Origin of the sequence: Allomuricauda ruestringensis DSM 13258, from assembly GCF_000224085.1 — a bacterium.
Classification (GTDB): domain Bacteria; phylum Bacteroidota; class Bacteroidia; order Flavobacteriales; family Flavobacteriaceae; genus Flagellimonas; species Flagellimonas ruestringensis.
This window is the reverse complement of the sequence record NC_015945.1, coordinates 3,391,376-3,416,420: the sequence shown is the minus strand read 5'-3', so window position 1 is coordinate 3,416,420 and position 25,045 is coordinate 3,391,376. Positions and strand designations below refer to the sequence as shown.

Sequence of the window (25,045 nt, the reverse complement as noted above, 5' to 3'; positions counted from 1 at the left end):
CCCACAAAGATAACTACTATATGAACAAGATAACAATTCTTTGGGTCGATGATGAAATAGACCTATTAAAACCTCACATATTATTTTTAGAAGGCAAAGGCTACAAAGTGGTCACTAGTCAAAGTGGCCAAGATGCCCTTGAAGAGATCAAAGAAACTTTTTTTGATATTGTTTTCCTCGATGAAAATATGCCCGGACTTTCTGGTTTGGAGACGTTGACCGAAATAAAGAAGTATGATGGTTCCATTCCCGTGGTAATGATTACCAAAAGTGAAGAGGAATATATTATGGACGAAGCCATTGGTTCCAAAATTGCCGATTACCTTATTAAACCTGTAAATCCCAATCAAATTCTTCTTTCTTTAAAAAAGAGTTTGGACAATTCCCGTTTGGTTTCTGAAAAAACCACTGCCAACTATCAACAGGAATTCCGAAAAATTGCGATGGACCTTTCCATGATCAATACGCAGGAAGAGTGGGTGGAACTCTATAAAAAATTGATCTATTGGGAGTTGGAGCTGGAACATATTGAGGACTCCGGTATGTTCGAGATATTGGAATCCCAGAAAACAGAGGCCAATTCGCAGTTTGGCAAGTTTGTGGACAAAAACTATAAAGGCTGGTTTCGAGATGGTGATGCTCCCGTGATGTCCCACACCCTATTTAAAAATAAGATTCAACCCGAATTGGAAGAGAACAAAACGCTTTTGGTTGTGATTGATAATTTACGGTACGACCAATGGTTGGCATTTGAGAAAACGTTATCGGCACATTATAAAAAGAAGCAAGAGTGCGCGTATTTCAGTATTCTCCCCACAGCAACGCAATATGCCCGTAATGCCCTTTTTTCTGGCCTGATGCCCTCTGAAATGGAGAAACAATATCCGAATTGGTGGAAAAACGATACGGACGAAGGGGGTAAAAACCTCCACGAATCCGAGTTCTTGGGAGCACAGTTAAAACGACTGGGGCTGAATCTTAATTGGGAATACCATAAAATAAGCAACCTTAAGCAAGGTAAGCAACTGGCCCAAAACTTTAAATCCCAAAAAGATAACGATCTAACCGTTGTTGTCTACAATTTTGTGGATATGCTCTCCCACTCCAAAACAGAAATGGAAGTGGTTAAAGAGCTTGCTGCCAACGATAAAGCCTATCGTTCCCTTACCTTGAGCTGGTTTAAAAATTCGCCCTTGTTGGAAATTATCCAGCAGGCACAGGATTTGGGAATGAAGTTGATTTTGACTACGGATCATGGCACCATCAATGTAAAACAGCCATCCAAGGTAATTGGTGACAGAGAAACCAGCTTGAACCTTCGTTATAAAACAGGGAGAAGCCTTACCTATCAGGACAAAGATGTGTTGGCCACCAAAAATCCGCAAGAGATTCACTTGCCCAACATCAACTTGAGCAGTAGTTACATTTTTGCCAAGAACGACCTCTTTTTTGCCTATCCGAACAACTACAATCATTATGTGAGTTATTACAGAAACACATATCAACATGGTGGTGTTTCCTTGGAAGAAATGATAGTTCCTTTTGTAGTTTTGGATCCTAAATAAATCTATTTTGAAGAGAAACTTTGCATTGGATGAAATCCATGAGGTTGCCAAAGAAGTGCTGCAGGTAGCACCAAACAAGGTGCTGTGCCTATATGGCGATATGGGGGTGGGCAAAACCACTTTGGTAAAAGCCTTGGTAAAGGAACTTGGCGCTGTGGAGTTGGCCAATAGCCCCACTTTTGGTTTGGTGAATGAATACCATGATGATAAGGATACCCCTATAGCTTACCATTTTGATTTTTACAGACTAAATGATGAAATGGAAGCCTTGGACATGGGCTTAGAGGATTATTTGAATTCAGATGTTTGGTTGTTTATCGAGTGGCCCAATAAAATCCCATCCTTGCTTCCTGATGATGCTGTGGGGGTATTCTTGCACTTTGTCGAGGAAAGCACGCGTTCAATCGAGTTAAATATTTCTTAAGGAATCATCCCGGTATCTTCATCGCAATTATTGTTCAGAGCAAGCTTATTTCGATAAAGTGTAAGTTTTTTTCGTTTAAAAACCAATTTTATCGACAAAAAGCATGGTAAGTTGAAATATTTTCCTACATTTGTTCTGAAATGAATTCATTTATTAACCAAAAACTCTTTTACGATGAACACTAAAAAAGTTTTTTTTGGATTGCTAGCTGTTGCATTTTTGGCAATGACCGCTGTTTCGACAAGCGTTGTTAAAATTGACAAAGATCAAACAGTGAGCATCGATAGAAAAGACATCAAGAAATTGTAGAACTCTTTTTATCGAAACCAAACAATAATCCCTTTTTTTTAGAAGGGATTATTTTTTTTACAATAATCTTTCATTTTTATAGTTATTTAGAATAATGAAGGATAAATTTACGGTTAAGAAGAAGTTTATTATTGAAGGGTTTCTGTCACTATTGATAGCAATTACCCCGTTGATGTTTTATTTCTACAAGTACATGCCACTTGAAGAAACATGGAGTTTTTTGGGTATAGAATTTACTGCCAATGGATTCAACGATGTAAGTGATGCTTTTTATTATTACTTCAATAAAATTGTTCCTCTGCTGTTACTTGTCATTTGGTATATAACTTCAAGGAACTGGTGGTATCATGCAATTCTTATACCCATAGCCATGTATAGCTTTCAATTCTTCAATGTGTTGAATTATGAAAACAGTAAGTTGGATGAAAATGAGATTTTGTATGTTATTGCTGTTACCATGGTAGTAGTACCAATTGTCTACTTTATAAGGGTCAAATTAGTTGATAAACATGTCCACGGTATCGACTTGGAGGCCATGGACACCGAACTCCAAATACTCAAGGAAAAAGAAGAATTGCGCAAAGAACGCGAGAAACTGGAACAACGTCAAAAGACTGCTTCAAAAAAAATGTAAATTTGTTTTAATACCTGGCGGTATTGTGGAGAACTCGTCTTGAGTTCCCAATATTTGCTGTAAATTTATCTTTTGCACCCGCATTTTGTCTTTTTCTCGCCCCGTAGCGCTGCTATGTGGTTCAAAAAAGCCTTCATCCGGGCACAAAATCTTTAATTTTCGACTGAATATGACAACTCAAGACGAGTTCGAATAGATTTACCGTTTATGAGCCAAGCTTCATCTCCATTTAGCAAACAACAATTGCTCCCCCAAGAAGAAACCTTAGAGGTTGTAAAACAAAAGGGGGAACTTTTTATAGGCATTCCAAAAGAAAACCAGTATCAAGAAAAGCGAGTATGCCTTACTCCGGATGCTGTTAATGCCATTACAGCACACGGACATCGAGTATTGGTGGAATCCGGAGCTGGTGATGGTGCCAATTTTTCAGATCTGGACTATACGAATGCAGGGGCCGAGATTACAAGGGATACCAAAAAAGTGTTCTCTTGCCCCCTAATTTTAAAAGTGGAGCCCCCTACCCTTTCGGAAATAGATATATTAAATCCACAGACCATCGTTATTTCTGCTTTGCAGATTAAGACCCAGAACAAGGAGTATTTTGAGATCATGGCCAAAAAGCGTCTCACGGCCATCGCTTTCGAATACATTCGGGATGATGATGGAAACTACCCAGCTGTTCGGTCGTTGAGCGAAATTGCAGGAATCTCTTCCATTCTAATTGCCTCGGAATTGATGGCAAACCCCAGTACGGGCAACGGATTAATGTTTGGAAATATTAGCGGGGTACCTCCTGTTGAAGTGGTCATTATTGGAGCCGGAACCGTAGGTGAGTTTGCAGCCAGGTCTGCCTTAGGGCTTGGAGCCAATGTAAAGGTCTTTGACAATTCCATCAGTAAACTCAGAAATTTGCAAACCAACCTTAACCAAACTTTGTACACCTCCACGGTGCAACCCAAGAATTTAATCAAGTCCTTGCAACGTTGCGATGTTGCCATTGGCGCCACCCGCGGAAAGGACCGTTCTCCTGTGGTTGTTTCCTGTTCCATGGTGGAAAACATGAAAAAAGGGGCGGTGATCATTGATGTGAGCATTGACATGGGCGGTTGTTTTGAAACCTCCGAGGTGACCACACACAGAAAACCCACTTTTGAGAAATATGGGGTGGTCCATTATGGTGTTCCCAATATTCCATCGAGGTATCCGAGAACATCGTCTATCTCCATAAGTAATATTTTTACGCCCTATTTATTGAAAATTGGCGAAGAGGGCGGTCTGGAGCATTCACTTCGGTTTGATAAAGGCTTGCGCAACGGACTTTACATGTACCACGGTATATTGACCAACAAATCTGTGGGCGATTGGTTCGGCTTGAGCTATAACGATATTAATTTTCTTATTTTTTAATGTAGATGGCATTTTTGAAACGATTGGGATGGTACCTAGTGGGACTGTCCATAGGATTGATTTTTTTGGTTTTTATTTTGAAGAAAAAATCGGGTGAAGAGGGGTTGGATTTCTGCTACTTCCCTAATTGTAGGGTGCTCAAGGATATGCGTTCCAAACCTTTGACTTTCTCCGAATCCCTGCCCGAGCAATATCGAGACTCTTTGCTGATCCAGTCCTTTTTAGAGGATGGAGACGTGGATTTTGGTAAAAGTGACACCAAATCCGAACCGTGCAAGACGTATTTTATCTCACATGAATACAATGGTGAAGAGTTGGAATTAAAGGCCAAGAGTTGTGAGGAGGAAGTTATACTAGAAAAGGTCGAGAAAATTAATGAATAACAATTCATAGCCTTATCCATCAATTCAAAAGGGGCATTCGTCAATTTGTAAGCTAATTACACAAATCAAGTGTTATATTTCTGACTAAACAGAAAAACACTCTTTTCATGATTGATTTTGGTGTACTTAAATATAAGCTCAGTAGAGTATCAAAAAAGAAATTATCGTTTGCTTCAACTTTTCCAATAAATAAAAGGTCAAAAGTAAAAGAAGAGTTAGTTGGAGAAATTTTGGAAAAGCTCAGTTTTTGGGAACAACAAAACGGCTTTTTGGACAACAAAATTACCTTGCACCGTTTGGCCAAAGAACTCAACACCAACAGTTCTTACTTATCCAAAGTAATAAACACCCATAAAAATCAAAATTTTGCAAGCTACCTAAAAGATGTTCGGATTACTTATGCGATAAATCATTTAAAGGAAAAACCGGAGATAGTGAAAACCAAATCCATGATCCAGATAGCCGAAATGTACGGGTTTAACTCGTTAAGTGTTTTTACAAAAACGTTCAAAAATAAAACTGGGGTAACGCCAGGGGTGTTTTTTAAGCGGATTTTGGAGGATGAGTGGGAAAGAACAACTGAAAAAGAATAACGGAATTATAGTAATTACTTTTTTGAAATTGCATAGACATTCTCTGCAAGAATTAAAATTATCCCGCCATACAGTAATATCTTTCTTCCCACAAAATCTATGTGTAAAAGAGATAATATGGCAATTACTATTATTATCGTTGTTAATATGATTCTTACGCTTTTTGATAACATTTGTTGCTTGACTTTAGTAGTTTTCCAAAACATAATGTGCAATTTGTCACATAAATATACCAAACCAACTTAATATATTATTGGTTTGGCATTTTAAAATTTACTGTTTTCAAGGATAATCACATAGCTCTATATTTATAATAATCTGCTGACTGATTTGGTGTTAATGACATTTCGCATCTTCCTTCACCATCGCAAACCTGATCATGAAGTGCAGCTAGAGCTGCTATTCCTGCTCTTACTAGTCTTCCCCAGATATTACCACCATTGATTTCTTTGACTTCGAGTTTCTTAAGCTCACAAACTCCAAAATTTTCTAAACTTTTCATTTTAAATAAATTTTAGTTAAACAATAATTTCCGTAACCAAAGCCAGAAATTCTGTTGCGCGCTGCTTTGGATTACATTCCAAATATGGGAGTTACCACTCTCAAATTTTGAGAGTGAGTAGGCAAAAAATGTTAAAATTTGAGTAATCGTTTTATATTACCGAGTCCATAATCCAGATTGCCAAAATGTACGGGTTTAATTCTTTAAGTGTTTTTACAAAAACGTTTAAAAACAAAACTGGGATAACACCAGGAGTGTTTTTTAAGCGGCTTTTGGAGGATGAGTGGAAAAATTTACCACGCTAAAGAAAACCCTAGATTGAACATTGTTTGTTTGTCCAAACTTGTGTATTCAGGTAAAAACCCTTGAGTTTTGTGACTGAGGCCAAGATTTAAATAGAGCTTAGACTCATTTTCGGTTTCATTTAAAATTTTATACCCTAGATCCAATGCTCCTCCTACCCCTGATGTGGAATTGGAGATGAAGAAATCCAAGTTCTCAGGTTGGTTCCAATAATGGAGTTCTGAGTTTAAAATAATTTTATCGACAAATAGCGAATGATTAAAAAGTTTGATGCCCATACCCCAAAACATATTGTCTTTGTTATGAAATTGTCTTAAATAAAAGTGGATTTTATATCGGTTTTTATAGTTAAACCAAAAATTCTCATCCAAGTAACCACCAAAAGGAGCCATTGTGTATCCCAGCCCAGCATTTACCTTTAAATTCTCGTTAAACTTGAAGTTGTTCTTTCCCAACAGCATCGGGTTGATTAAATTCAATATGGACAACCAGCCTACTTTTCTGGTAAATTTCTTTTCTTCCTCGGTCAAATCATCAAAATTGGTGTATCTATAAAATTCTTCGTTGGGTCGGTATAAGTTTTTTATAGCACCATATATGTCATGCCCAACAATATCCCTTTCCAACTCATTTTCTTCTTCTTCCATCTCTGAAAACAGGGCAGGAATCAAATTTGTAAGGTAATAACCAATCATGGATGCTTTCCTTGTTAGATAATCTATGCCAAGGTTTTTAAAATTGTCCTCTTCAAAAGCCAATAGTGTTTCTGTTCTTGTTAGGATAGCATAATCGGATTCCAATCCGGCCGTGTGCAGCCTGATATAATCATTTAGGTTATTATCCCTTAAATCAATCAATGTTTGATCTGTCACTCCCTTAACATAGGCTGCTCCGTTGAATATTGAAAAGGGTTGGCTTACCGAGCCTATCTCCAAGTCTGTTAAAATTGATCGATGTCCTTCTTCGTGGGTTACTGCGACACCAAGAAATGAAATCCCGAATTGTAAGAACCTGTCAACCTTAGAAGGTTTTTTATTGATTAATCTGGCCAAAATCCTATTTGCCGACACATAGTTTGTGTTTGTCTGACGCATGGTAAAGAGGTTTTCTCCATTAATAACAGAGAAATCATAGACGTGTTTCGCATCTGCGCTATCATTTGATTGAGTGTTTTGGGAAAAACTTACATGAAAGGTTGAGAAGTAGAATACACCCAACATTATAGCAGAGAAGAAATTTATGGAAATTATCGAAGAACGCATTTTGAAATATAAATCAAATTGGAATATTGCTTTAGCAGTAGTCCCCTCCTTTTGTTAGATATGAACATCCATTTTTGAAAGAGAACAATCTTCCTCTTTAGGTATTTGTCTTGGGCGTTTATTTTTTTGTGATAGATTCTATCGGCTTTATCACGTATGGCCTTGCACTTTTTAAGATAATGTTCTGAGAGAATGTAATCTTCAAACTCATGATGGAAGATATTATTATTTTCTATATTATCCATATTCAATCTAATGTCATTCGTTTGATTGGCTTGATGAAACGATTACTTCCAACAAAAAAATATACAAAAACCATACTAATCAGGGAAGCAATAATATCGTAAACGTCAAAATTATGTCCTCCAGAAATATTTCTTTGAAACTCCATAAACAGTGGAAGTGCCATAGATATTAAAAATACTTTAAAAAAAGTATAGCTGGAAAAATATCTAATCAATGTCCCAAATAAAAAAGTTCCTATAATATTCGGTAAAACTCCTACTACTATAGCAATTGAACTACTATTACAACATGAGTAAATATATGGTCGGAAAAACCTAAGGTTTAACAGATAGAATATACTGTTTGACAGAATTACAAAAAATAATCTACTATGTCTATAAAAAAGAGCCATGTTATAAAACTAAACAATAGGTACTGCTTAAAAGCAATACCCATTATAAATTTGGTAGAATTACCATAAATCCAAATCCTTACCTGCATAATATATTCCTGAAAAAGGAAAACCAACAGCTAAACCTACGGCTCGTCCAAAGTAATATGCATATCTTTCCCCACCTCCATTAACTTCGATAGTTTCCTTTTTGTTTAAGTCTTGTATCATAATATTCTATTCTTTTAATATTTATAATTCCTCTCCTAATAATCCTTTTAAAAAGGCGTCTGGATGCTCTATTGAATCGTGAATACCCATAGCTGTTAAGGCTAATACAAGAGGCCATACTCCTCCATTTAATTCTTTGGTATCATCTCTTCTAAGTTCAGATACCCCATAACTTTCTAAGTTTTCCATAAGTAGTAAATTTTAATTAAACAATAATTTCAGCAACCAAAGCTAGAAATTCTGTTGCGCGCCGCGTTGAGTTGTATTTCAAATATGAGGCATGCCACTCTCAAATTTTGAGAGTGAGCAGGTGAAAAATGTTAAAATTTCAGTAATCGTTTCATATTGCCAAAGCTATACCCTCCGGAAAGGTTCCGTTCTGTTGTTTCGTCGAGCGCTTCCACATAAAACCCGCATTTAAAGCTTGTGGTTTCGGTATACACATAACTTTGCCACGACAAGTCATAACAAATGGGAGCGTTGAGTTCTTTCATGGTTTCTATCATTCTAAAAACTGTGGCTTCGGATACTTCCAACCTATCTGCCAACTGTTTTGGCCTTCCTGTGGCCTTTAATCGTATCAATTGATCTATACGTTCCAAAATTGCTATCTGTTGAGTAAGTTTTGCCATAATTGTAAGATTTATGAATTAATAGGTTTGTGTATGGATAAGAATGCGGGCACTTGTTGTTGCCATAGTTTAAAATAGGCTCCTTTTTGTTCGTATAGTTGGTAATGCGAGCCTTCTTCCAAAACTTCGCCTTGGTCCAACACTACAATCTTATCTGCATTGACCACGGTACTTAACCTGTGCGCTATGATAATTACGGTTTTACCTTCGGACCTTAAATTATCAATGGTTTTTTGCACATAATTCTCCGAGCTACTGTCCAAAGAAGAGGTGGCCTCGTCCAAGACCAAAATTTCTGGGTCTTTATATAGTGCCCGTGCAATGGCAATACGTTGTTTTTGCCCTCCGGACAATGTGGCCCCATTTTCGCCCAAATAGGTGTTGAAGTCGTTGGGGAGGCTTTCAATGAAATCTAAAATACCAATGTCCTTGCAAATCTTGTAAATCTTTTCAAAGTTGGGTTGTATTTCCCCCACAGCAATGTTTTCAATGACGTTGCCTGCAAAAAGGTCAATTTTTTGTGGGACTACGCTTATTAAATTTCGAAGACTCTGGTTTTCAATATGGTTAATATCTATGTCTCCGATTCGAATTTTCCCCTTATTTATGGGATAGATGTTTTGCAAAAGGGATACAAGGGTCGATTTTCCTGAGCCACTTTCCCCCACAAAGGCCGTTATGGTGCCTTTCTGAATGGTCAGGTTCAAATTTTTAAAGACTTCGACCCTTGTTCCATACTGAAAACTTACCTCCGAGAAGGTAATGTCATCAACCTTATCCCTGGTGAACACTATATTTTTATCTTTCTCCTCTCGCTCCAAATCCATGATCTCGAAAAGTCGATCAGCAGCAATAAGGGCATTTTGAATTTCTTTGTTTGCTCCTATCAAACTACTCAATGGTCCAGTGAAATATCCTATAATGGCATAAAATGATAATAATTCCCCCGGACTTATCTGCCGTTCAATCACAAATCCAGACCCGGTCCAAAGCAGTACAATAATAAAGATCTGTGAGATGGCTTTTGAAGAGGTCTGGGAAAAAATCATATTCAGCGCTGAAGTATATCCTGTTCTTAAAAGGGTAATGAAACGAGTTTCTGTTTTGATATTTGCATAATCTTCCAATCCAAACCTTTTAATAGTGCCAACCGCATTCAATGATTCTACCAACTGGCTTTCAAGATCAGCTGCATTTTCCATTACCCTGCGTTCCACTTTTTTATTGAGTTTGTTCACAATCCAATAAATAAGGGTATATATTGGAATAATAATCAGCATAATTAGAGCTAGCTTCCAATAATAAGTGAACATCAAGGCAAACGAGAAGATAACGATGAGGATGTTCACGGTTAGATTAAGAGAGACTCCATTGATAAAGTTTCTAATCTTGACCGCATCATTGATTCGGGATATAATCTCCCCTACCCTCATGGTGTCGAAAAACTGTTGTGGCAACTTTAATAAATGTTTATAATAGCCTAAAATCAACCGCGCATCAATCTGTTGCCCCGTTTTTAAAAGAAATGTATCCTTATAATACCCAATGGCAAGTTGAATCAATAACAAGATAATCATTACCACACTCAACAAGTTCAGAAGTTTGGCATTGCCATCTACCAAGACATGGTCCGTAATCTTTTGAATGTAAATTGATGTGGAAAAACCCAATAAGGTATAGACCAAAGCACCAATAAAAGCTTGGGTAAGTACTGCTCGGTGAGGTCTCAACAAGAACCAAAAGCGCTTAAATACCGATACTTTTTCGTTACCTTTTTCAAAACTCTCATTGGGTAACAAGAGTACCAAAACCCCGGTCCATTCCTTTTTAAATTCCTCATGACTTCGTTTTTCCAGTTTCCCAGAACCTGGGTCCATGATTTTTATGTAGCTCTTGGTCACTTCATAAATTACAACATAGTGATGCAGTCTTTTGCGCACAATAATATGTGCAATGGCCGGTTTGGGTATCTTGAACAGACTTTCAAAATCACCACGTACCCCTTTGGCCTCAAAACCCAACTTTTCAGCAGCTTTTATAAGACCCAGAACGTTTGTGCCTTTTTTATCGGTGCCTGCATATTGCCGTATGCGTGAAATAGGTATTTGAAAATTGTAGTGTGCTGAAATAGAAGCCAGACAAGCAGCCCCACAATCCGTAATATCGTGTTGTTTGATTGTTGTCTTCCCCATTTTACTCGATTGAAGTGATTTGACTATTTTGATTGGTTGGATTCATCCAATCGTCAACCTTGTCATATAAGAGCTGGTACAGGGTCCTTTCGGTGAGTTCAAAGCGAGCATTAAAGGTCATCCCCTTTTTTATGGTTCCCTTTGCTCCATTTTTAAGTTCCAAAAACTCTTCGTTTATCTGGCATCTCATCTTAAAAATAGGTTGCTCATTGATCAATTCTATATCTTCCGAAATCTCTAAGATTTTTCCCGTGGCCAAACCCCATTGGTTGTAGTTAAAGGCATCTATCTGAAAATTAACAGACTTTGACTTATCAATAAGTCCAATATCCAATGGACTAACATAGCATTCGGCCAATAATTTGGTGTCTGGCGATATCTCGGTCAATATTGAGCCAGAAGTAATTATGCTTCCCTTTTCAATGCCCATAGGGTTAACCAAAGAACCGGAAACAGGAGCAGTTACTACATGTTCTTTTTTGCTTTCTAGATATTGGGAGCTTTTGTTTTGGGTGATTTCCAATTCATTCTTCAACGCTGTCAAACTGGATTCCCAAGTATTGAATTGTTGTTTTTTGAATTGGCTATATGCATTTAATGCCAAATCATATTCCAATTTAATGTTTTCAAATTCAGCTTTTGCAATCACCCCCCTAGTTAAAAGCTTATGGTTACGCTCATAATCAACTTTTAACTTTTTAATCCGCGTTCGGTGTTCAAAGGAAATTTCTAAAAATTGAAAATATTCCTTTTGATATTTTGCGGACAACATACTATCGCTTTGTATTCGTTTTTGACTCAACAGGTATTGTAGGTCTCTTATTTGTTCCGATAATCTTTTTGTATCGTACTTGGTCAGGGCTATCTGTTCATTAAGTACATTGTTCTCCAAAATGAGCAGCACATCCCCTTTGTCCACATATTTATTACTCTCAATTCCGGAAAACAATACTTTTCCGGAATTAAGACTTGTAATGGCTATGCGCTCTTTAGAGGGTTTAACCAGACCTTGAGCGTTTGTGTAAACTTTCACCTTAATAAAAGGCAAAGCACAAATAATTGACAGGATAAAAAACAGGAGTAAACTATAAATTGCTTTGCTTTTTACCCCATTTTTGGGGATGTAAGCCTGTACTGTATTCTCAATAATCTCTTTCGGGAAAATTTGCATACCCTAAAGGTGCTCCCATAAGACCAAAATCCCAAAAGGGTCTCTTTTGCATTTAAGAATCAACAAGTCAATTTATAAATCAATTGTTTTTCGTGCATTTTTATAAGTGTAAAATACTCTTAAGAGCACTTTGATGTGGAACAAGATGTTTGCAGAAGAGACTTATAGGTCTAATCCTCCAACCTCCTACGCTTCCGCTCTCTTTGCAACAAGGCCAGTTCCCTTGAGGTTTGCCCAGCGACCGAAGTGTTTTCCTCTGCCCTTCTGATCAGGTAGGGCATTACGTCCCTGACAGGGCCATACGGAACATATTTTACAGCATTATAGCCGTGGGCCGCCAAATTATAGGTAATATGGTCGCTCATACCGAACAATTGACCAAACCAAATCCGTTCGTCGTTGGTAGGTACTCCCTGTTTTTCCATCAAATCAATTAGTTTGAAGGTACTTTGCTCATTATGGGTGCCGGCAAAGATGATAAATTGGTCTAAATGCTCCATCATGTATGCAATGGAGGCATCAAAGTTTTCGTCGGTTTCCTGCTTGGACTTGCAAATAGGGCTTTCATACCCATTGTCGTTCGCCCTATCGTTTTCCTTTTCCATGTAAGCTCCGCGAACCACCTTGGCTCCAATTTTAAAACCTTCATCAGAAGCCATTACATAAAGTTTTTTAATGTAATCCATTCGGTCCCAACGGTACATTTGAAAGGTATTGAAAACAATCGCTTTTTCCTTGTTGTATTTGCGCATCATATCAAGGACCAAATCATCTGCCGCATCTTGCATCCAACTTTCCTCGGCATCTATCAACAACGCAACATCCAGCTTGTGTGCTTTTTGACAAACTTTTTCGAAACGGTTCACTATTCTTCCCCATTCCGCTTTTTCATCTTCATTCAATTCACTTTGTGCAGAAATTTTTTCGAACAATTTAAAGCGGCCAAATCCTGTGGGCTTAAAAACCGCAAAGGGTATCGCATCTTTTTCCTTCACAAAATCCAGAATATCCAAGGTCTTTTCCATGGCAAAATCAAACTGGTTGTCCACCTCTTTGCCCTCGGCCGAATAATCCAAAATAGAACAGACCCCATTGCCATACATATTATCAATAATGGGGAGACAATCCTCCTCGTTCACCCCACCACAAAAATGGTCGAACACGGTAGCCCTGATCAAACCCTCAACAGGCAAATGGGCCTTAATGGCAAAATTGGTCACAGCGGTTCCAATACGAACCAAGGGTTCGTTGGAAATCAATTTAAAAAGGAAATAGGCTCGCTCCAGCTGGGAGTCCGACTTAAGCTCAAAAGCTATTGCAGTATTCTCAAAATTAGGTCGCATTCTTTGATATCCATTAAAGATTCAAAGATAAGTACGCAAACTAGAACCATATATATAAAAATAGTCTTTATTTAGCAGTGAAATTTAAATTATGGAATCGGTTAAATCACAGTCTTACGAGGTACATATTGGCGAATTGGCAGAAGCTGCTCTTAACCAACACATTGCTAAAAGTGGTTACTCCAAAATATTTGTTTTGGTGGATGAAAACACCAAAGAGCATTGCTTGCCTTTTTTTAAAAAAATATTTGACGGCTCTGTAGATTTTATCTTGGAAATCCAATCAGGGGAAGAAAACAAACATATCCATACTTGTTTGCAACTTTGGGAGGACCTTTCCAATTTAGATGGTGACCGAAAAAGCCTACTGATCAACCTTGGTGGGGGGGTGCTTACCGATATGGGAGGTTTTGTGGCCTCTACTTTTAAGCGAGGGATTGATTTTATCAACATCCCCACTACCCTACTTTCTATGGTAGATGCGTCCATCGGCGGCAAAACAGGTGTTGATTTAGGTTCGTTAAAAAACCAGATTGGTGTGATCAACCAACCCCAAATGGTGCTGATTTTTCCAGATTTTTTAAAGACCCTTGACCCACGCCAGGTAAAAAGTGGATATGCCGAGATGTTGAAACACGGGCTTATAAAGGACAAAGCGTACTGGAGCAGTTTAACTGAAAAAAGCAATTTTACAGATGCATCATGCATTCAAAAATCTATTGCCATAAAAAATGAGGTTGTTCTTCAAGACCCTACCGAAAAAGGGTTGCGAAAAATCTTAAATTTTGGGCACACCTTGGGGCACGCCATTGAATCGTATTGTTTGGATAATCATGACAAGAAAACCTTATTGCATGGTGAAGCTATTGCAGCAGGAATGATTTTGGAGGGATATTTATCACACGAGCTCCAGGGACTTTCCAAATTATCGTTGGATGAAATCAAAAAAACATTTTTAACCCATTTTGACAAAGTGGACTTTACTGATGACGATATTGATGCCATTCTTCAATTACTTAAATACGATAAAAAGAATTCTCACGGGAACGTAAATTTTGTATTGCTACATTCTATTGGTAAAGCCGTTACAGATATTAAAGTTCCGGAAGAACTGTTCCAAAAAGCTTTTGCTTACTACAAGGAATAATCACTTCGCATACTTATTTTTTTCGTTTACAACTATTAGGGTCCATCAAATTCAAAAATTCCTAGCTTAGGAATGCATTTAATAACCAACTATTATGAAACGAATTTTGATAGACTACAAAAAGTTGGACCACAAAGTGGCGGCGCAATTAATTGATTTATATCCAGACGGTTATGGTGATGATGATATTGTTTCTATAAGAAAACCCGACGGAGAGCTTATTGAAGCGGTAGAAGTAAAAACGGCAGATACCATTTATCTGGTAAAAATCAGTAAGAGCCTTTCCAACTTCATTTCAAATTTTGAAGAGACCATTGAAAAGGAACTCGACAAAGAATTAGTGGCTTCTGATTTTGAAGATGACTCGTTCGAGGGCCTGGAACCTACTTCGGAAGATTTGGAAAACGAAGATCAATATTGATTTAGGGCAAATAGCGTTCCCGTAGGATTCGAATATGGTGCGCTTGATGTCCGCTTATGATAAAACCCAGTGCTCGCACACTCATTTTGGACCCACTGGCCACTCCAACCCTTTTAATTGTTTCTTCGTCAAAGGAATTAAAAAGAAAAATTGTGGAATCCCTAACCGCTTTATATTCCTCCATCAAGCTTTTTTTGGACCTGTTATCGGCATTGGAATACGGCACATAGGTGTCTTGGTCAAACCCTGGCAGTGGGGTTTTATCGTTTCTTGCAATACAAAGTGCACGGTATTGGAATATTCGCTCAGTGTCTATCACATGCACCAACACTTCCGCCAAGGACCATTTGCCCTCGGCGTAAGCATAATAAAGTTTTTCTTCTGGGATTTGTTCCAAAAGGGTCAGAAAGTTGTCCTTTCCCTTCTTTAGTTCTTCCATCAAATCTACATTCCCCAGCGCCATAATATAGGTCTGGTAAAATGGATTGTATTCCGAAGAGGGTAGTTCCGAAAGCACCATACAATATGTATAATGGAATTATAGTTCGTTGAAGATAGTGTGCATCAAACGTCTTTTATCGTTGATGCTCTCTTCCAAAGAAATCATGGTTTCTGTTCTGCTGATGCCTTCAATATCATCTATCTTAAAAATAATATTTTTTGCATGTGTAGTATCCTTAGCCCTTATTTTACAGAAAATATTGAATTTGCCTGTTGTTATGTGGGCCACGGTAACATAAGGTATTTGGCTCAACCTTTCCAGTACAAATTTTGTCTGGTGTGTTTTTTCCAAGAATATACCAACATAGGCGATAAAGGAATAACCCAATTTGACATAGTCCAGAGTAAGGGAAGAGCCTTTAATGATTCCGGATTCTTCCATTTTTTTGACACGGACATGAACCGTACCTGCGGAAATCAGCAATTTTTTTGCGATGTCCGTAAAAGGTGTACGAGTGTTATCGATTAACATATCCAATATCTGGTGATCTATCTCGTCAAGTTTTACTTTGGTCATTACATTGAATTTTGCAGCAAAAATAGTTAAAAATGGAAATTTACGTAATAAAAATGGTTCTTTTTTAAATAATATGCAAGAACCTTTGAGGAATGATTCTTATTTATTGATTTTCAGGATTAAATCAAGAATTTCGTTTTGGGAGGATGCAAATCCAAAATCCTTGGTATCAACACATTCTATGGTTTGGTGTCCGTAAAAACCTTCAAGAGGGCCAATTTCCGCTATTTCTGGCCTAAAAACGATTTTATCGCTTTTCAACACTTCCTTATATCGAATTCCTACTGAATGTCCGGCATCAAATTCAGGGTTTGCCACCTCTGGATTCTTTACCAGCACATCAAAAAATAACTTATGGTTGCCTGGAATTGAAAAATAATCGCCTGTTTTATAGTCGTCAATTTTATCTGTGGCAATAATTTTCAGCGCTTCTACAATTGATAGAAAAATCAACTCTCTGGTTTTCTCCCGCTCATAGTCTTTGGGATAATGGCCCGACTCGAACAAAATAGTCGGCACCCCCAACATTTGAAGTGTATCTCCAATGCAATTATCGTTGAATCCGTCATCGTACCTACCCACCTGCCCCAGAATATGTTTTTGCAGCATGGAGTCCATGCCAACAATCAATTTCATGGCCACTTCCCTTGCGGGGGTAATGTGGCGTTCTTGGTTGCTTGCCGGGGATAAAAAAGAGACCGTCGCCGGCTTGTCCGTTTTACCGGCACTAAATAGGGTGCGTTGATCATGTAGGTTAAAACAAAAATCCGGCTGAAACGATTCAAACAGTTTTCGTAAAGCTATGCTTTCGGGCTGTGTCAAATTTTTAGCATCGCGGTTCAAATCTACCTTGTTTATATTCTCGCGAGTATACACATTGGCTCCGTCAGGGTTTAGCATGGGTATAATCATTAAGGTACATTCCTTTAAAATGGTTTTGGCCAATGCTTCCTCCGATTGCATAAAATTGACCATGTCCCATACCGCCTTGGTCGTGGTTGATTCGTTGCCATGCATTTGGGACCACATAAGCACCTTCTTTTTTCCTGTCCCCATTTCAAAAGCATTTATTTTAATGCCATTTACGGAATCCCCGATATGAATTAAGGGTGATGATAGTTTGGAGAAACAAGACTGAATGGATTCTATGTTAATGTATCTACCTTGAATGGACTTCTCCTTATATAGTGAATATTGAAGCATGAAGTTTCGGAATTAAAGTTTACAAAAGTAACCAACCTTGTATTTACAATTGTAACTAGATTCAAAGAATGTTTTGACACATTTGTAACATTCCACAACATGTTTTCCTGTCCTTCTGTGATAAATGTAAACACTGCCTTATTTAATATACATAAAATGCGTTATACCAGTAATATATATGTATTTATTTAACCTATTTGTTTTATATTATTGACTTTATTTTATCATACATGTTCTTTATTAGTTCGAATTGCACTATCTTAGTTGTTAAATAATTTACATTTGTGAACAAAGGAATTATAGCCCGTATAGAAACTGTTATCGAGCACTTGGAGTTGTCTGTCTCTGCCTTTGCCGACGAGATTGGTGTGCAGCGTTCGAGCATCTCGCACTTGCTGAATGGAAGAAACAAACCTAGCTTGGACTTTGTAATGAAATTGGTCAATACCTACCCTGAGGTGGATTTGTATTGGTTGTTAAAGGGTGAAGGCCGCTTTCCAAAGGAGAGCACCAATCAGGCCGAAATCAATGGCCCTAAAATCACTAAAGAGGTAGATAACCCACATCTGGATGATTTTGCTATTCCCTCTTCTAAAGAAAAGAAGCGTGTACAACAGTCCAAAAACCCGTATAAGGTAGTTATGTTTTATTCCGATGGTACTTTTGAGGTATACAACACAAAAAAGGATTGACCCTTTCAACTACTTTCCGTTACTTTGTAGGTATGACAAAACATCTTCTTTTTGGGTCAATTATACTATTGTTTTTGGCCTGTGGGCAGCCACCACAACGCAATTGTAACGATTTTAAAACGGGTAAATTTTCGTTCACCGCAACCATAAACGGTGAGGAAAAAAAAACCATATTCAATAGAACCACAGATTTGGAAGTGGATGAATTTGAAGGGAAAACAGATTCTTCGTCGGTTCGCTGGATAAACGATTGTGAATATGTGCTAAAAAACCTGAACCCCAAGAACAAGGCAGAAGAAAAACCGATTCACATCAAAATATTGACCACTACTGAATCTTCGTACACTTTTGAATATAATGTAGTTGGCGATAATCGCAAGTTTAAAGGGACTGCCCATAAAATTGATTAATTTAGGGAGTCCCCAATCCAATAAATTGGATTTATAAAAATTAGTTGGGTCTTTGGTAAGCAAGTTCCGGGCTGGCTTCCTTTTGTTTTTTGAACAATCGCTGTTGTTGTTTCACTGTCAAAGTGCTTCCATCGTGGCTCCATCCTGGAGGGCCAAAAATGTACATTAATTTATGCGAGAGTTTTTTCGATTTTTTGACATCGTTCCAAATATCCTTGAATTCGTGGGTAAGTATAACTACAGGATTGTATGATTCTGGAGCATGGATTACGCCGTATTTAACATCGACATCATCGTCAAGCTCCTTCCAGGTGCCAAATATTTTATCGAAAATATTCAAGAAACCGCCGTGGTTTTTATCTAGATACTCCACATTTTGGGCGTGGTGTACTTGGTGCATGGTGTGTGTATTGAATATTTTTTCCAAAAATCCGAGTTTGGGAACATAAACCGTGTGCAATTGAAATTGCCATAATGCTTCAATCCCTAAACATACCAGTACCATTTCTGGTGGAAAACCAATTGCAGGCAACCATAAGTAAAAGAATGGTTTGTATAAAATAGTGAACCATCCGTTTCTTATCGCTGTACCTAAATTAAAATTATCGGAAGAATGGTGTACTATATGTGCAGCCCATAAAATACGGACTTCGTGATTGGCCCTATGGAACCAATAATAGGTGAAATCGTCGCCCAATTGACAAATAATCCAAACGTACCAAGCGTAGCCAAAGGACTCATACCCCATAATATTGGTTCTTACGCCACCCACAACGGGATTGAACAACTCATAGGTCCCTTCAAAAAGGAGTATAGCAAAGGCAACCTTGAACAAAGGTCCAAGGATTGCAGAGCCAATCCCCATAAAGCCACTGGCAGCTAAATCTTTCCAGTTATAAAGATCATGGTGTTCGTGATCATGGGTTTTACTGTAAGTTAATTCTAATAAAATAAAGGCAATAAATACTGGTACACCATATACCAGTGGGTTTGTAAAATCCATATAAATGTATTAAGCGGTCTGCTGTAGGTGTGTAACTCGCGTGAAAATTAGCCATAAATCACATCAAAACAAAGTGGTTTGGTCTGAACTGTCATTCTTGGTCTCTATTTCATTATCATTATTATTTATTTGTTCTTCATCCACTACTTCAATGTCTTCGGTTTTTTGTTCCTCGGGTTCCTCGTAAGGTAAGGGGTCCAAAATATTTATATTTTTCACTTTTTCCGGAGTAAGCTGGTTTCCAAGTGCTTTTATTCCTTTTACAGCAATAAAATCTTCCACATTAATTTCTTGGTTTGGTTTGGGGTCCTTGCCTCTGGGCTTAACAAATTCAATTTCCAACATGGGTCTCCAGTCAGTGGAAACAAGCTCCAAATAGGATTTTGAATCTTCGGAAATCACTACCTCTTCCTTGTTGGGGCTTTCCACCAAGAACCTTTTCAAGTAAAAACGGTCCTTGTCGCCCACGTAGTGCACCACCGAAATAGGCTTGTCAGGATTCCATTTTTCCAACACGATCATGTCGTCATTAAATCTTGTCAGTAAATCTGGCGGAATGGTTTTTACAATCCCTTTCTGGTCTATTACCAACAATAGGTCGTCTCCCCTGAATTCACCGAGCAACTCCCCTCTTCCATCCACATTAAGGCGACTTACCACATCGTCGAACCAAATTTTTCTTGGTTTAAGTGTAGATACGCCTTTTTCTTTTAGTTCGATGCGTTTTACGGCATATTTGGTGACTAAATTTCCTTTGGAACCTCTTCCCTTGATGAGTACGTCGGAAAAATCCAAGTCCCACTTCAGTTTTTTAATGCTTCCTGATTGGCGCAACATTACAGTGACCACCTCGGCTTCACCATTTGGGTTTGCAGAAAAATAAAGTACTTCTGCAGAGGGCTTATCCCCGGCCAGTTGATAAATTTTATCCCTGGTCATGCTAGTGACGTTGAACCTTTTGATGTAGCTTGGCCCACCTTTCATGAGTTTGTAGATCATGTTGTAGGTGGTGCGCTTGTCCTTCTTTTTGAAAACGGCCACATGGATAATGTTTTTTCCAACAAACACCTTGGAGTCCACTTTGGTCACCATCATCTCCCCTTTCTCCGTAAAAACAATAATATCGTCGATATCACTACAATCGGTAACGTATTCATCTCGCTTTAAAGAGGTGCCAATAAAGCCTTCTTTGCGGTTTACATAAAGTTTGGTGTTTCTAATGACCACTTTGGTGGCTTCAATATCATCAAAAATCTTTATTTCTGATTTGCGCTCCCGACCAGCACCGTATTTCTTTTTAAGTTCCTTAAAATAAGTAATGGCGTAATCTACCAAATGCTCCAAGTGGTGCTTGGTCTGGGCAATCTTATCTTCTAAACTTTCAATAAGTTGCTGTGCCTTGTCCAGATCAAACTTTGAAATTCGCTTGATTCGGATTTCGGTCAGTCGTACAATGTCTTCCTTGGTTACTTCTCTTTTTAAATGCGTGATGTGTGGCTTCAAGCCTTTGTCTATGGCTTCGATTACACCTTCCCAGGTTTCCTCCTCCTCAATTTCGCGATAAATCCTGTTCTCTATAAAAATTCGTTCCAAGGAAGAAAAGTGCCATTGCTCCTCCAACTCGTCCAGTTGTATTTCAAGTTCTGCTTTAAGTAGTTCCACCGTATTGTCTGTGGATCTTTCAAGCATCTCCTTAATGCCGATAAACAAGGGCTTGTTGTCTTCAATTACACATCCCAGCGGGGATATGGAGGATTCGCACGCCGTAAACGCATAGAGGGCATCAATGGTTTTATCGGGAGAGATACCGTTGGGCAAATGCACCAAAATCTCTACTTCGGCAGCCGTATTGTCCTCAATCTTTTTTATTTTGATTTTCCCCTTATCATTAGCCTTTAAGATGGAGTCAATTAAAGAGGAAGTATTGGTGCCATAAGGTATTTCGTTGATCACCAAGGTATTTTTGTCCAAGGTCGATATTTTTGCCCTCACCCTGATTTTTCCACCTCGCATCCCATCATTGTAATTCGTGATATCAATGATTCCCGCGGTTGGAAAGTCGGGATAAATTGTAAAACGTTTGCCTTTTAAATGCTTTATGGAAGCATCGATCAACTCATTAAAGTTGTGCGGAAGTATTTTTGTGGAAAGACCTACCGCAATCCCCTCGGCTCCTTGGGCCAAAAGAAGCGGAAATTTAACGGGTAAATTAACGGGTTCTTTTTTTCTGCCATCATAAGAAAGTTGCCACTCGGTAATTTTTGGGCTGTAAACTACTTCCAGGGCAAACTTGGAAAGTCGCGCTTCTATATAACGTGGTGCAGCTGCTCCGTCACCTGTTAAAATGTTACCCCAGTTACCTTGGGTGTCGATCAGCAAATCCTTTTGCCCAATTTGGACCATGGCATCGGCAATACTGGCATCTCCGTGCGGGTGGTACTGCATGGTGTGTCCGACTACGTTGGCCACTTTGTTGTATCGGCCATCGTCAAGCTCCTTTAGTGCGTGCATAATCCTGCGCTGCACGGGCTTAAATCCATCTTCGATAGCAGGAACGGCACGCTCCAATATTACGTATGAAGCATAATCCAAAAACCAATCCTTGTACATCCCCGTTACCTTGATCAGGCTGTCTTGGGACTCGTCTTGGTTCTCTAAACTCTCATCGTTCAGTTCTTCATTTTCTTCCATTTAGAAAATCGGCATTTATTTGGGTTGCAGTTGGTTTTCTTCAACAAGGTCAAGTTCCACCTTAAGGTTGTTGATAATGAATTCCTGTCTATCCGGCGTATTTTTCCCCATATAAAATTTCAACAGGGCATCTATGCTCATCGCCTTGTCCAGCATAACAGGTTCCAAACGGATATCATCACCTATAAAATTTTTAAACTCATCCGGAGAAATTTCACCCAATCCCTTAAATCGGGTAATTTCTGGTTTCCCGGTAAGTTTTTCAATAGCATTTCTTCGCTCTTCATCACTGTAACAATAAATGGTTTCTTTTTTATTGCGCACCCTAAATAATGGGGTTTGAAGAATATATAAGTGGTTTTCTTTGATCAATTCCGGGAAAAATTGCAAAAAGAAGGTAATCAGCAATAGGCGAATGTGCATTCCGTCCACATCGGCATCCGTAGCGATTACAATATTGTTGTATCGCAGCTCTTCCATAGAATCCTCGATGTTAAGTGCCGCTTGCAACAAATTGAACTCCTCGTTCTCGTATACAATCTTTTTGGACATTCCATAGGAGTTCAACGGTTTACCTCGTAGGCTGAATACGGCCTGGGTATTTACATCGCGGGATTTGGTAATGGAACCCGATGCGGAATCCCCTTCGGTAATAAACAAGGTGGTCTCCAAGCGTCGATCTTTTTTCATGTCCTGTAGATGGACGCGGCAATCTCGTAGCTTTTTATTGTGAAGACTGGCTTTCTTGGCACGGTCTCTGGCCAATTTTCGAATCCCTGAGAGTTCTTTACGTTCTTTCTCGGCCTGAACAATTTTCTTTTGAAGAACATCGGCAGTTGCTTGGTTCTTATGGAGGTAGTTGTCCAAATGTGTCCCTATAAAATCATTGATATAGGTGCGGACAGTGGGCAGATCGCCCCCCATATCGGTAGAACCCAATTTGGTCTTGGTCTGGCTCTCGAATACGGGCTCCATTACTTTGATGGAAACTGCGGATATGATGGATTTACGAACATCGGAAGCATCGTAGTTTTTACCGTAGAAATCACGAATGGTTTTCACGATAGCTTCCCTAAATGCGGATTGATGTGTTCCTCCTTGTGTGGTGTGCTGTCCATTCACAAAAGAATGGTACTCCTCACTATACTGGGTTTTGCTGTGGGTCATCGCCACTTCAATATCATCGCCTTTGAGATGAATTACCGGATATAAAAAGTCTTCTTCGTTGTTGTTGTCCTCCAACAAATCCTTTAGGCCATTATCCGAATGGAATTTTTCGCCATTGAAAACGATGGTCAACCCAGGATTCAGGTAAACGTAGTATTTGAGCATGCGTTCCACATACTCATTGCGGTATTTGTATTTTTTAAAGATGGATTCATCTGGAGTGAAACTCACCTTGGTCCCCTTTCTTCGGGAAGATTCCTCCAAAAGTTCTTCGTTGACCAAATTTCCTGTCTCAAACTCTGCTGACTTGGATTGCCCGTCCCGGTTGGATTCTACCCTAAAATAAGAGGAAAGTGCATTCACAGCTTTGGTACCTACCCCGTTCAGTCCTACAGATTTTTTAAAGGCCCGGGTATCGTATTTACCACCTGTGTTCATTTTGGAAACAACGTCCACCACTTTTCCCAGCGGAATGCCACGACCGTAATCGCGTACGTGAACGGTATTTTCCTTTATAGTGATTTCGATGGTCTTCCCGGCTCCCATCACAAATTCATCGATGGAGTTATCGAGAACTTCTTTTAAGAGAATATAAATACCATCATCCGCAGAGGAACCGTCGCCCAATTTTCCAATGTACATTCCTGGACGCATACGAATATGCTCCTTCCAGTCCAGCGAACGGATATTATCCTCAGTATATTGGGTGTCTGCCATTAGTTAAGGGTTAATCATTGCAATATAAAATTTAGGAGCAAAAATAAAAGGGTGTACGGTAGAAAGTAATCAACAATAGATAACAATAATTGTTAATATATATCAGCCGTTAGCCCGCTTTTTTCCTTGGATTGATAGATATGTCACTCCAAAAATAACAATCAACATTCCAACCAACTGCCAATTCGTGAGTTTTTCGTCCAAAAACACAAAGGCAAGCAAAATCGTGGAAATGGGTCCCAAACTTCCCAAAATTGAAAAATTGGAAGCTCCCAGTCTTTCGATTGCGGCTGAAACCAAAAAGGATGGAATCAAAGTGGCAAAAATGGCCATGGCCAAACCATAAGCGTACACTGGCCATGGGTAATTCGCAAATTCCCAGTTGCCCGCCACCAAATAATGTATCACAATACAAATGGTGGATACGATCATCGCGTAGCAGGTAAATCGAAGCACTCCGAATTTAGGAATCAACCAACCACTGCCCACTAAATAAGAGGCATAAGTTATGGCGCTCAACAAAACCAAAAATCCGCCTAACAACACTTTGTTTCCCGTGATGTCCAATTCATCCCAAAAAGTAATGAGCACACCTAGATAGGTGATAAGAATAGCAACAAATTGAACCCGAGTTATTTTTTTCCTAAAAATCAACCAGGTAAGAAATACGACAATGGTAGGGTACACAAATAAAATGATACGCTCCAATCCCGCCTTGATGTAATTCAGTCCCAAAAAATCAAAATAACTGGCCAAATAATAACCGACAAAGCCAAAAAGAAAGAGCCATGCATAATCTCTGGCAACAATTGTTGTTTTTGACGATTTTTTTCGAATCAAAAAGAGAATAAAAACATAGAACGGTAGGGAAAACAGCATCCGAAACAGTAGTAAATCCAAGGTGTCCACATCGTAACGGTAAGCCAGTTTCACCATAACGGCCTTGGAGGAGAACAGTACTACCCCCAAAACACCGTATAAAATTCCCAAGCTTTTACTGGACATGTGG

Annotated in this window: 27 protein-coding genes; 12 read left to right on the top strand and 15 right to left on the bottom strand. The window is 38.7% G+C overall.

What is annotated here, in order from left to right:
• Positions 1-20: 20 nt before the first annotated feature.
• The 7 genes from porX (at position 21) to MURRU_RS15350 (ending at position 5,315) form a co-directional block, all read left to right on the top strand.
• The gene (gene porX, locus MURRU_RS15375; protein ID WP_014034401.1) at positions 21-1,565 is read left to right on the top strand and encodes a T9SS response regulator signal transducer PorX; all 1,545 of its coding nucleotides are present in this window, start codon (positions 21-23) and stop codon (positions 1,563-1,565) included.
• A gap of 7 nt (positions 1,566-1,572) precedes the next feature.
• Positions 1,573-1,989 carry a tRNA (adenosine(37)-N6)-threonylcarbamoyltransferase complex ATPase subunit type 1 TsaE gene (gene tsaE / locus MURRU_RS15370; protein WP_014034400.1) on the top strand — a complete coding sequence of 139 codons (417 nt, stop codon included), beginning with the start codon at positions 1,573-1,575 and terminating at the stop codon, positions 1,987-1,989.
• A gap of 174 nt (positions 1,990-2,163) precedes the next feature.
• Entirely contained in the window at positions 2,164-2,298 is a 135-nt protein-coding gene (locus MURRU_RS18170) for a hypothetical protein (protein ID WP_014034399.1), read from the top strand.
• Between the two features lie 94 nt (positions 2,299-2,392).
• The gene (locus MURRU_RS15365; protein ID WP_014034398.1) at positions 2,393-2,932 is read left to right on the top strand and encodes a hypothetical protein; all 540 of its coding nucleotides are present in this window, start codon (positions 2,393-2,395) and stop codon (positions 2,930-2,932) included.
• A 207-nt stretch (positions 2,933-3,139) separates the two neighbouring features.
• On the top strand, positions 3,140-4,339 hold the full coding sequence (locus MURRU_RS15360; RefSeq protein WP_014034397.1) for an alanine dehydrogenase: 1,200 nt from the start codon (positions 3,140-3,142) through the stop codon (positions 4,337-4,339).
• 5 nt (positions 4,340-4,344) lie between these two features.
• A complete protein-coding gene (locus tag MURRU_RS15355) occupies positions 4,345-4,722 on the top strand; it encodes a hypothetical protein (RefSeq protein ID WP_014034396.1) in 378 nt (125 codons plus the stop codon).
• Positions 4,723-4,829: 107 nt separating this feature from the next.
• Positions 4,830-5,315 carry a helix-turn-helix domain-containing protein gene (locus MURRU_RS15350; RefSeq protein WP_014034395.1) on the top strand — a complete coding sequence of 162 codons (486 nt, stop codon included), beginning with the start codon at positions 4,830-4,832 and terminating at the stop codon, positions 5,313-5,315.
• Between the two features lie 292 nt (positions 5,316-5,607).
• Here MURRU_RS15350 and MURRU_RS15340 read toward each other — a convergent pair whose 3' ends face one another.
• Positions 5,608-5,817 carry a hypothetical protein gene (locus MURRU_RS15340; protein WP_014034393.1) on the bottom strand — a complete coding sequence of 70 codons (210 nt, stop codon included), beginning with the start codon at positions 5,815-5,817 and terminating at the stop codon, positions 5,608-5,610.
• Between the two features lie 155 nt (positions 5,818-5,972).
• On the opposite strand from MURRU_RS15340, the gene MURRU_RS18245 reads away from it, so the two are divergent.
• Entirely contained in the window at positions 5,973-6,122 is a 150-nt protein-coding gene (locus MURRU_RS18245; RefSeq protein ID WP_417870670.1) for an AraC family transcriptional regulator, read from the top strand.
• Here the strand turns inward: MURRU_RS18245 and MURRU_RS15335 are convergent.
• The 7 genes from MURRU_RS15335 to MURRU_RS15310 all read right to left on the bottom strand — a co-directional run bounded on the left by MURRU_RS15335 (position 6,111) and on the right by MURRU_RS15310 (position 13,567).
• The gene (locus MURRU_RS15335; protein WP_148261525.1) at positions 6,111-7,214 is read right to left on the bottom strand and encodes a hypothetical protein; all 1,104 of its coding nucleotides are present in this window, start codon (positions 7,212-7,214) and stop codon (positions 6,111-6,113) included. The genes MURRU_RS18245 and MURRU_RS15335 overlap by 12 nt on opposite strands.
• Before the next feature lie 865 nt (positions 7,215-8,079).
• Complete coding sequence (locus MURRU_RS17995) at positions 8,080-8,229, bottom strand: hypothetical protein (RefSeq protein WP_014034389.1); 150 nt, start codon at positions 8,227-8,229, stop codon at positions 8,080-8,082.
• A gap of 21 nt (positions 8,230-8,250) precedes the next feature.
• Positions 8,251-8,418: a hypothetical protein gene (locus MURRU_RS17990; protein WP_014034388.1), complete on the bottom strand. Its 168-nt coding sequence runs from the start codon at positions 8,416-8,418 to the stop codon at positions 8,251-8,253.
• Positions 8,419-8,549: 131 nt separating this feature from the next.
• A complete protein-coding gene (locus MURRU_RS15325; protein WP_014034387.1) occupies positions 8,550-8,861 on the bottom strand; it encodes an HTH domain-containing protein in 312 nt (103 codons plus the stop codon).
• A gap of 11 nt (positions 8,862-8,872) precedes the next feature.
• Positions 8,873-11,053, bottom strand: coding sequence for a peptidase domain-containing ABC transporter (locus MURRU_RS15320; protein WP_014034386.1), 2,181 nt, complete (start codon positions 11,051-11,053; stop codon positions 8,873-8,875).
• Position 11,054: 1 nt separating this feature from the next.
• Positions 11,055-12,101: an HlyD family secretion protein gene (locus tag MURRU_RS15315; protein ID WP_187289861.1), complete on the bottom strand. Its 1,047-nt coding sequence runs from the start codon at positions 12,099-12,101 to the stop codon at positions 11,055-11,057.
• A 293-nt stretch (positions 12,102-12,394) separates the two neighbouring features.
• Positions 12,395-13,567 carry a proline dehydrogenase family protein gene (locus tag MURRU_RS15310; protein ID WP_014034384.1) on the bottom strand — a complete coding sequence of 391 codons (1,173 nt, stop codon included), beginning with the start codon at positions 13,565-13,567 and terminating at the stop codon, positions 12,395-12,397.
• 91 nt (positions 13,568-13,658) lie between these two features.
• Between MURRU_RS15310 and aroB the strand changes: the two genes are divergently transcribed.
• Positions 13,659-14,714: a 3-dehydroquinate synthase gene (gene aroB, locus MURRU_RS15305; RefSeq protein WP_014034383.1), complete on the top strand. Its 1,056-nt coding sequence runs from the start codon at positions 13,659-13,661 to the stop codon at positions 14,712-14,714.
• A gap of 94 nt (positions 14,715-14,808) precedes the next feature.
• Positions 14,809-15,135: a hypothetical protein gene (locus MURRU_RS15300; RefSeq protein WP_014034382.1), complete on the top strand. Its 327-nt coding sequence runs from the start codon at positions 14,809-14,811 to the stop codon at positions 15,133-15,135.
• Position 15,136: 1 nt separating this feature from the next.
• On the opposite strand, the gene MURRU_RS15295 is transcribed toward MURRU_RS15300, so the two are convergent.
• From MURRU_RS15295 to MURRU_RS15285, 3 genes are all read right to left on the bottom strand, one after another.
• Entirely contained in the window at positions 15,137-15,655 is a 519-nt protein-coding gene (locus MURRU_RS15295; protein WP_014034381.1) for a DinB family protein, read from the bottom strand.
• An 18-nt stretch (positions 15,656-15,673) separates the two neighbouring features.
• Entirely contained in the window at positions 15,674-16,153 is a 480-nt protein-coding gene (locus MURRU_RS15290; RefSeq protein WP_014034380.1) for an Lrp/AsnC family transcriptional regulator, read from the bottom strand.
• Between the two features lie 99 nt (positions 16,154-16,252).
• Positions 16,253-17,356 (bottom strand): M14 family metallopeptidase, encoded by a 1,104-nt coding sequence (locus tag MURRU_RS15285; RefSeq protein WP_014034379.1) that lies wholly within the window; start codon positions 17,354-17,356, stop codon positions 16,253-16,255.
• 284 nt (positions 17,357-17,640) lie between these two features.
• Between MURRU_RS15285 and MURRU_RS15280 the strand changes: the two genes are divergently transcribed.
• Positions 17,641-18,048, top strand: a complete 408-nt coding sequence (locus MURRU_RS15280; RefSeq protein WP_014034378.1) for a helix-turn-helix transcriptional regulator — start codon at positions 17,641-17,643, stop codon at positions 18,046-18,048.
• Between the two features lie 32 nt (positions 18,049-18,080).
• Entirely contained in the window at positions 18,081-18,458 is a 378-nt protein-coding gene (locus tag MURRU_RS15275; protein WP_014034377.1) for a hypothetical protein, read from the top strand.
• A 40-nt stretch (positions 18,459-18,498) separates the two neighbouring features.
• Here the strand turns inward: MURRU_RS15275 and MURRU_RS15270 are convergent, their stop codons facing one another.
• From MURRU_RS15270 to MURRU_RS15255, 4 genes are all read right to left on the bottom strand, one after another.
• Positions 18,499-19,461 carry a sterol desaturase family protein gene (locus MURRU_RS15270; protein WP_014034376.1) on the bottom strand — a complete coding sequence of 321 codons (963 nt, stop codon included), beginning with the start codon at positions 19,459-19,461 and terminating at the stop codon, positions 18,499-18,501.
• A 63-nt stretch (positions 19,462-19,524) separates the two neighbouring features.
• Complete coding sequence (locus MURRU_RS15265; RefSeq protein ID WP_014034375.1) at positions 19,525-22,152, bottom strand: DNA gyrase/topoisomerase IV subunit A; 2,628 nt, start codon at positions 22,150-22,152, stop codon at positions 19,525-19,527.
• 15 nt (positions 22,153-22,167) lie between these two features.
• The gene (locus MURRU_RS15260; RefSeq protein WP_014034374.1) at positions 22,168-24,036 is read right to left on the bottom strand and encodes a DNA topoisomerase IV subunit B; all 1,869 of its coding nucleotides are present in this window, start codon (positions 24,034-24,036) and stop codon (positions 22,168-22,170) included.
• 102 nt (positions 24,037-24,138) lie between these two features.
• The gene (locus MURRU_RS15255) at positions 24,139-25,041 is read right to left on the bottom strand and encodes a DMT family transporter (protein WP_014034373.1); all 903 of its coding nucleotides are present in this window, start codon (positions 25,039-25,041) and stop codon (positions 24,139-24,141) included.
• Positions 25,042-25,045: the final 4 nt, after the last annotated feature.

Excerpts from the sequence above, each read along its gene's own strand:
- porX (WP_014034401.1), top strand. The coding sequence starts at position 21 with ATGAACAAGATAACAATTCTTTGGGTCGATGATGAAATAGACCTATTA.
- MURRU_RS18170 (WP_014034399.1), top strand. The coding sequence starts at position 2,164 with ATGAACACTAAAAAAGTTTTTTTTGGATTGCTAGCTGTTGCATTTTTG.
- MURRU_RS15365 (WP_014034398.1), top strand. The coding sequence starts at position 2,393 with ATGAAGGATAAATTTACGGTTAAGAAGAAGTTTATTATTGAAGGGTTT.
- MURRU_RS15360 (WP_014034397.1), top strand. The coding sequence starts at position 3,140 with ATGAGCCAAGCTTCATCTCCATTTAGCAAACAACAATTGCTCCCCCAA.
- MURRU_RS15355 (WP_014034396.1), top strand. The coding sequence starts at position 4,345 with ATGGCATTTTTGAAACGATTGGGATGGTACCTAGTGGGACTGTCCATA.
- MURRU_RS15350 (WP_014034395.1), top strand. The coding sequence starts at position 4,830 with ATGATTGATTTTGGTGTACTTAAATATAAGCTCAGTAGAGTATCAAAA.
- MURRU_RS15340 (WP_014034393.1), bottom strand. The coding sequence starts at position 5,817 with ATGAAAAGTTTAGAAAATTTTGGAGTTTGTGAGCTTAAGAAACTCGAA.
- MURRU_RS15335 (WP_148261525.1), bottom strand. The coding sequence starts at position 7,214 with ATGCGTCAGACAAACACAAACTATGTGTCGGCAAATAGGATTTTGGCC.
- MURRU_RS17995 (WP_014034389.1), bottom strand. The coding sequence starts at position 8,229 with ATGATACAAGACTTAAACAAAAAGGAAACTATCGAAGTTAATGGAGGT.
- MURRU_RS17990 (WP_014034388.1), bottom strand. The coding sequence starts at position 8,418 with ATGGAAAACTTAGAAAGTTATGGGGTATCTGAACTTAGAAGAGATGAT.
- MURRU_RS15325 (WP_014034387.1), bottom strand. The coding sequence starts at position 8,861 with ATGGCAAAACTTACTCAACAGATAGCAATTTTGGAACGTATAGATCAA.
- MURRU_RS15320 (WP_014034386.1), bottom strand. The coding sequence starts at position 11,053 with ATGGGGAAGACAACAATCAAACAACACGATATTACGGATTGTGGGGCT.
- MURRU_RS15310 (WP_014034384.1), bottom strand. The coding sequence starts at position 13,567 with ATGCGACCTAATTTTGAGAATACTGCAATAGCTTTTGAGCTTAAGTCG.
- aroB (WP_014034383.1), top strand. The coding sequence starts at position 13,659 with ATGGAATCGGTTAAATCACAGTCTTACGAGGTACATATTGGCGAATTG.
- MURRU_RS15300 (WP_014034382.1), top strand. The coding sequence starts at position 14,809 with ATGAAACGAATTTTGATAGACTACAAAAAGTTGGACCACAAAGTGGCG.
- MURRU_RS15295 (WP_014034381.1), bottom strand. The coding sequence starts at position 15,655 with ATGGTGCTTTCGGAACTACCCTCTTCGGAATACAATCCATTTTACCAG.
- MURRU_RS15290 (WP_014034380.1), bottom strand. The coding sequence starts at position 16,153 with ATGACCAAAGTAAAACTTGACGAGATAGATCACCAGATATTGGATATG.
- MURRU_RS15285 (WP_014034379.1), bottom strand. The coding sequence starts at position 17,356 with ATGCTTCAATATTCACTATATAAGGAGAAGTCCATTCAAGGTAGATAC.
- MURRU_RS15275 (WP_014034377.1), top strand. The coding sequence starts at position 18,081 with ATGACAAAACATCTTCTTTTTGGGTCAATTATACTATTGTTTTTGGCC.
- MURRU_RS15270 (WP_014034376.1), bottom strand. The coding sequence starts at position 19,461 with ATGGATTTTACAAACCCACTGGTATATGGTGTACCAGTATTTATTGCC.
- MURRU_RS15265 (WP_014034375.1), bottom strand. The coding sequence starts at position 22,152 with ATGGAAGAAAATGAAGAACTGAACGATGAGAGTTTAGAGAACCAAGAC.
- MURRU_RS15260 (WP_014034374.1), bottom strand. The coding sequence starts at position 24,036 with ATGGCAGACACCCAATATACTGAGGATAATATCCGTTCGCTGGACTGG.
- MURRU_RS15255 (WP_014034373.1), bottom strand. The coding sequence starts at position 25,041 with ATGTCCAGTAAAAGCTTGGGAATTTTATACGGTGTTTTGGGGGTAGTA.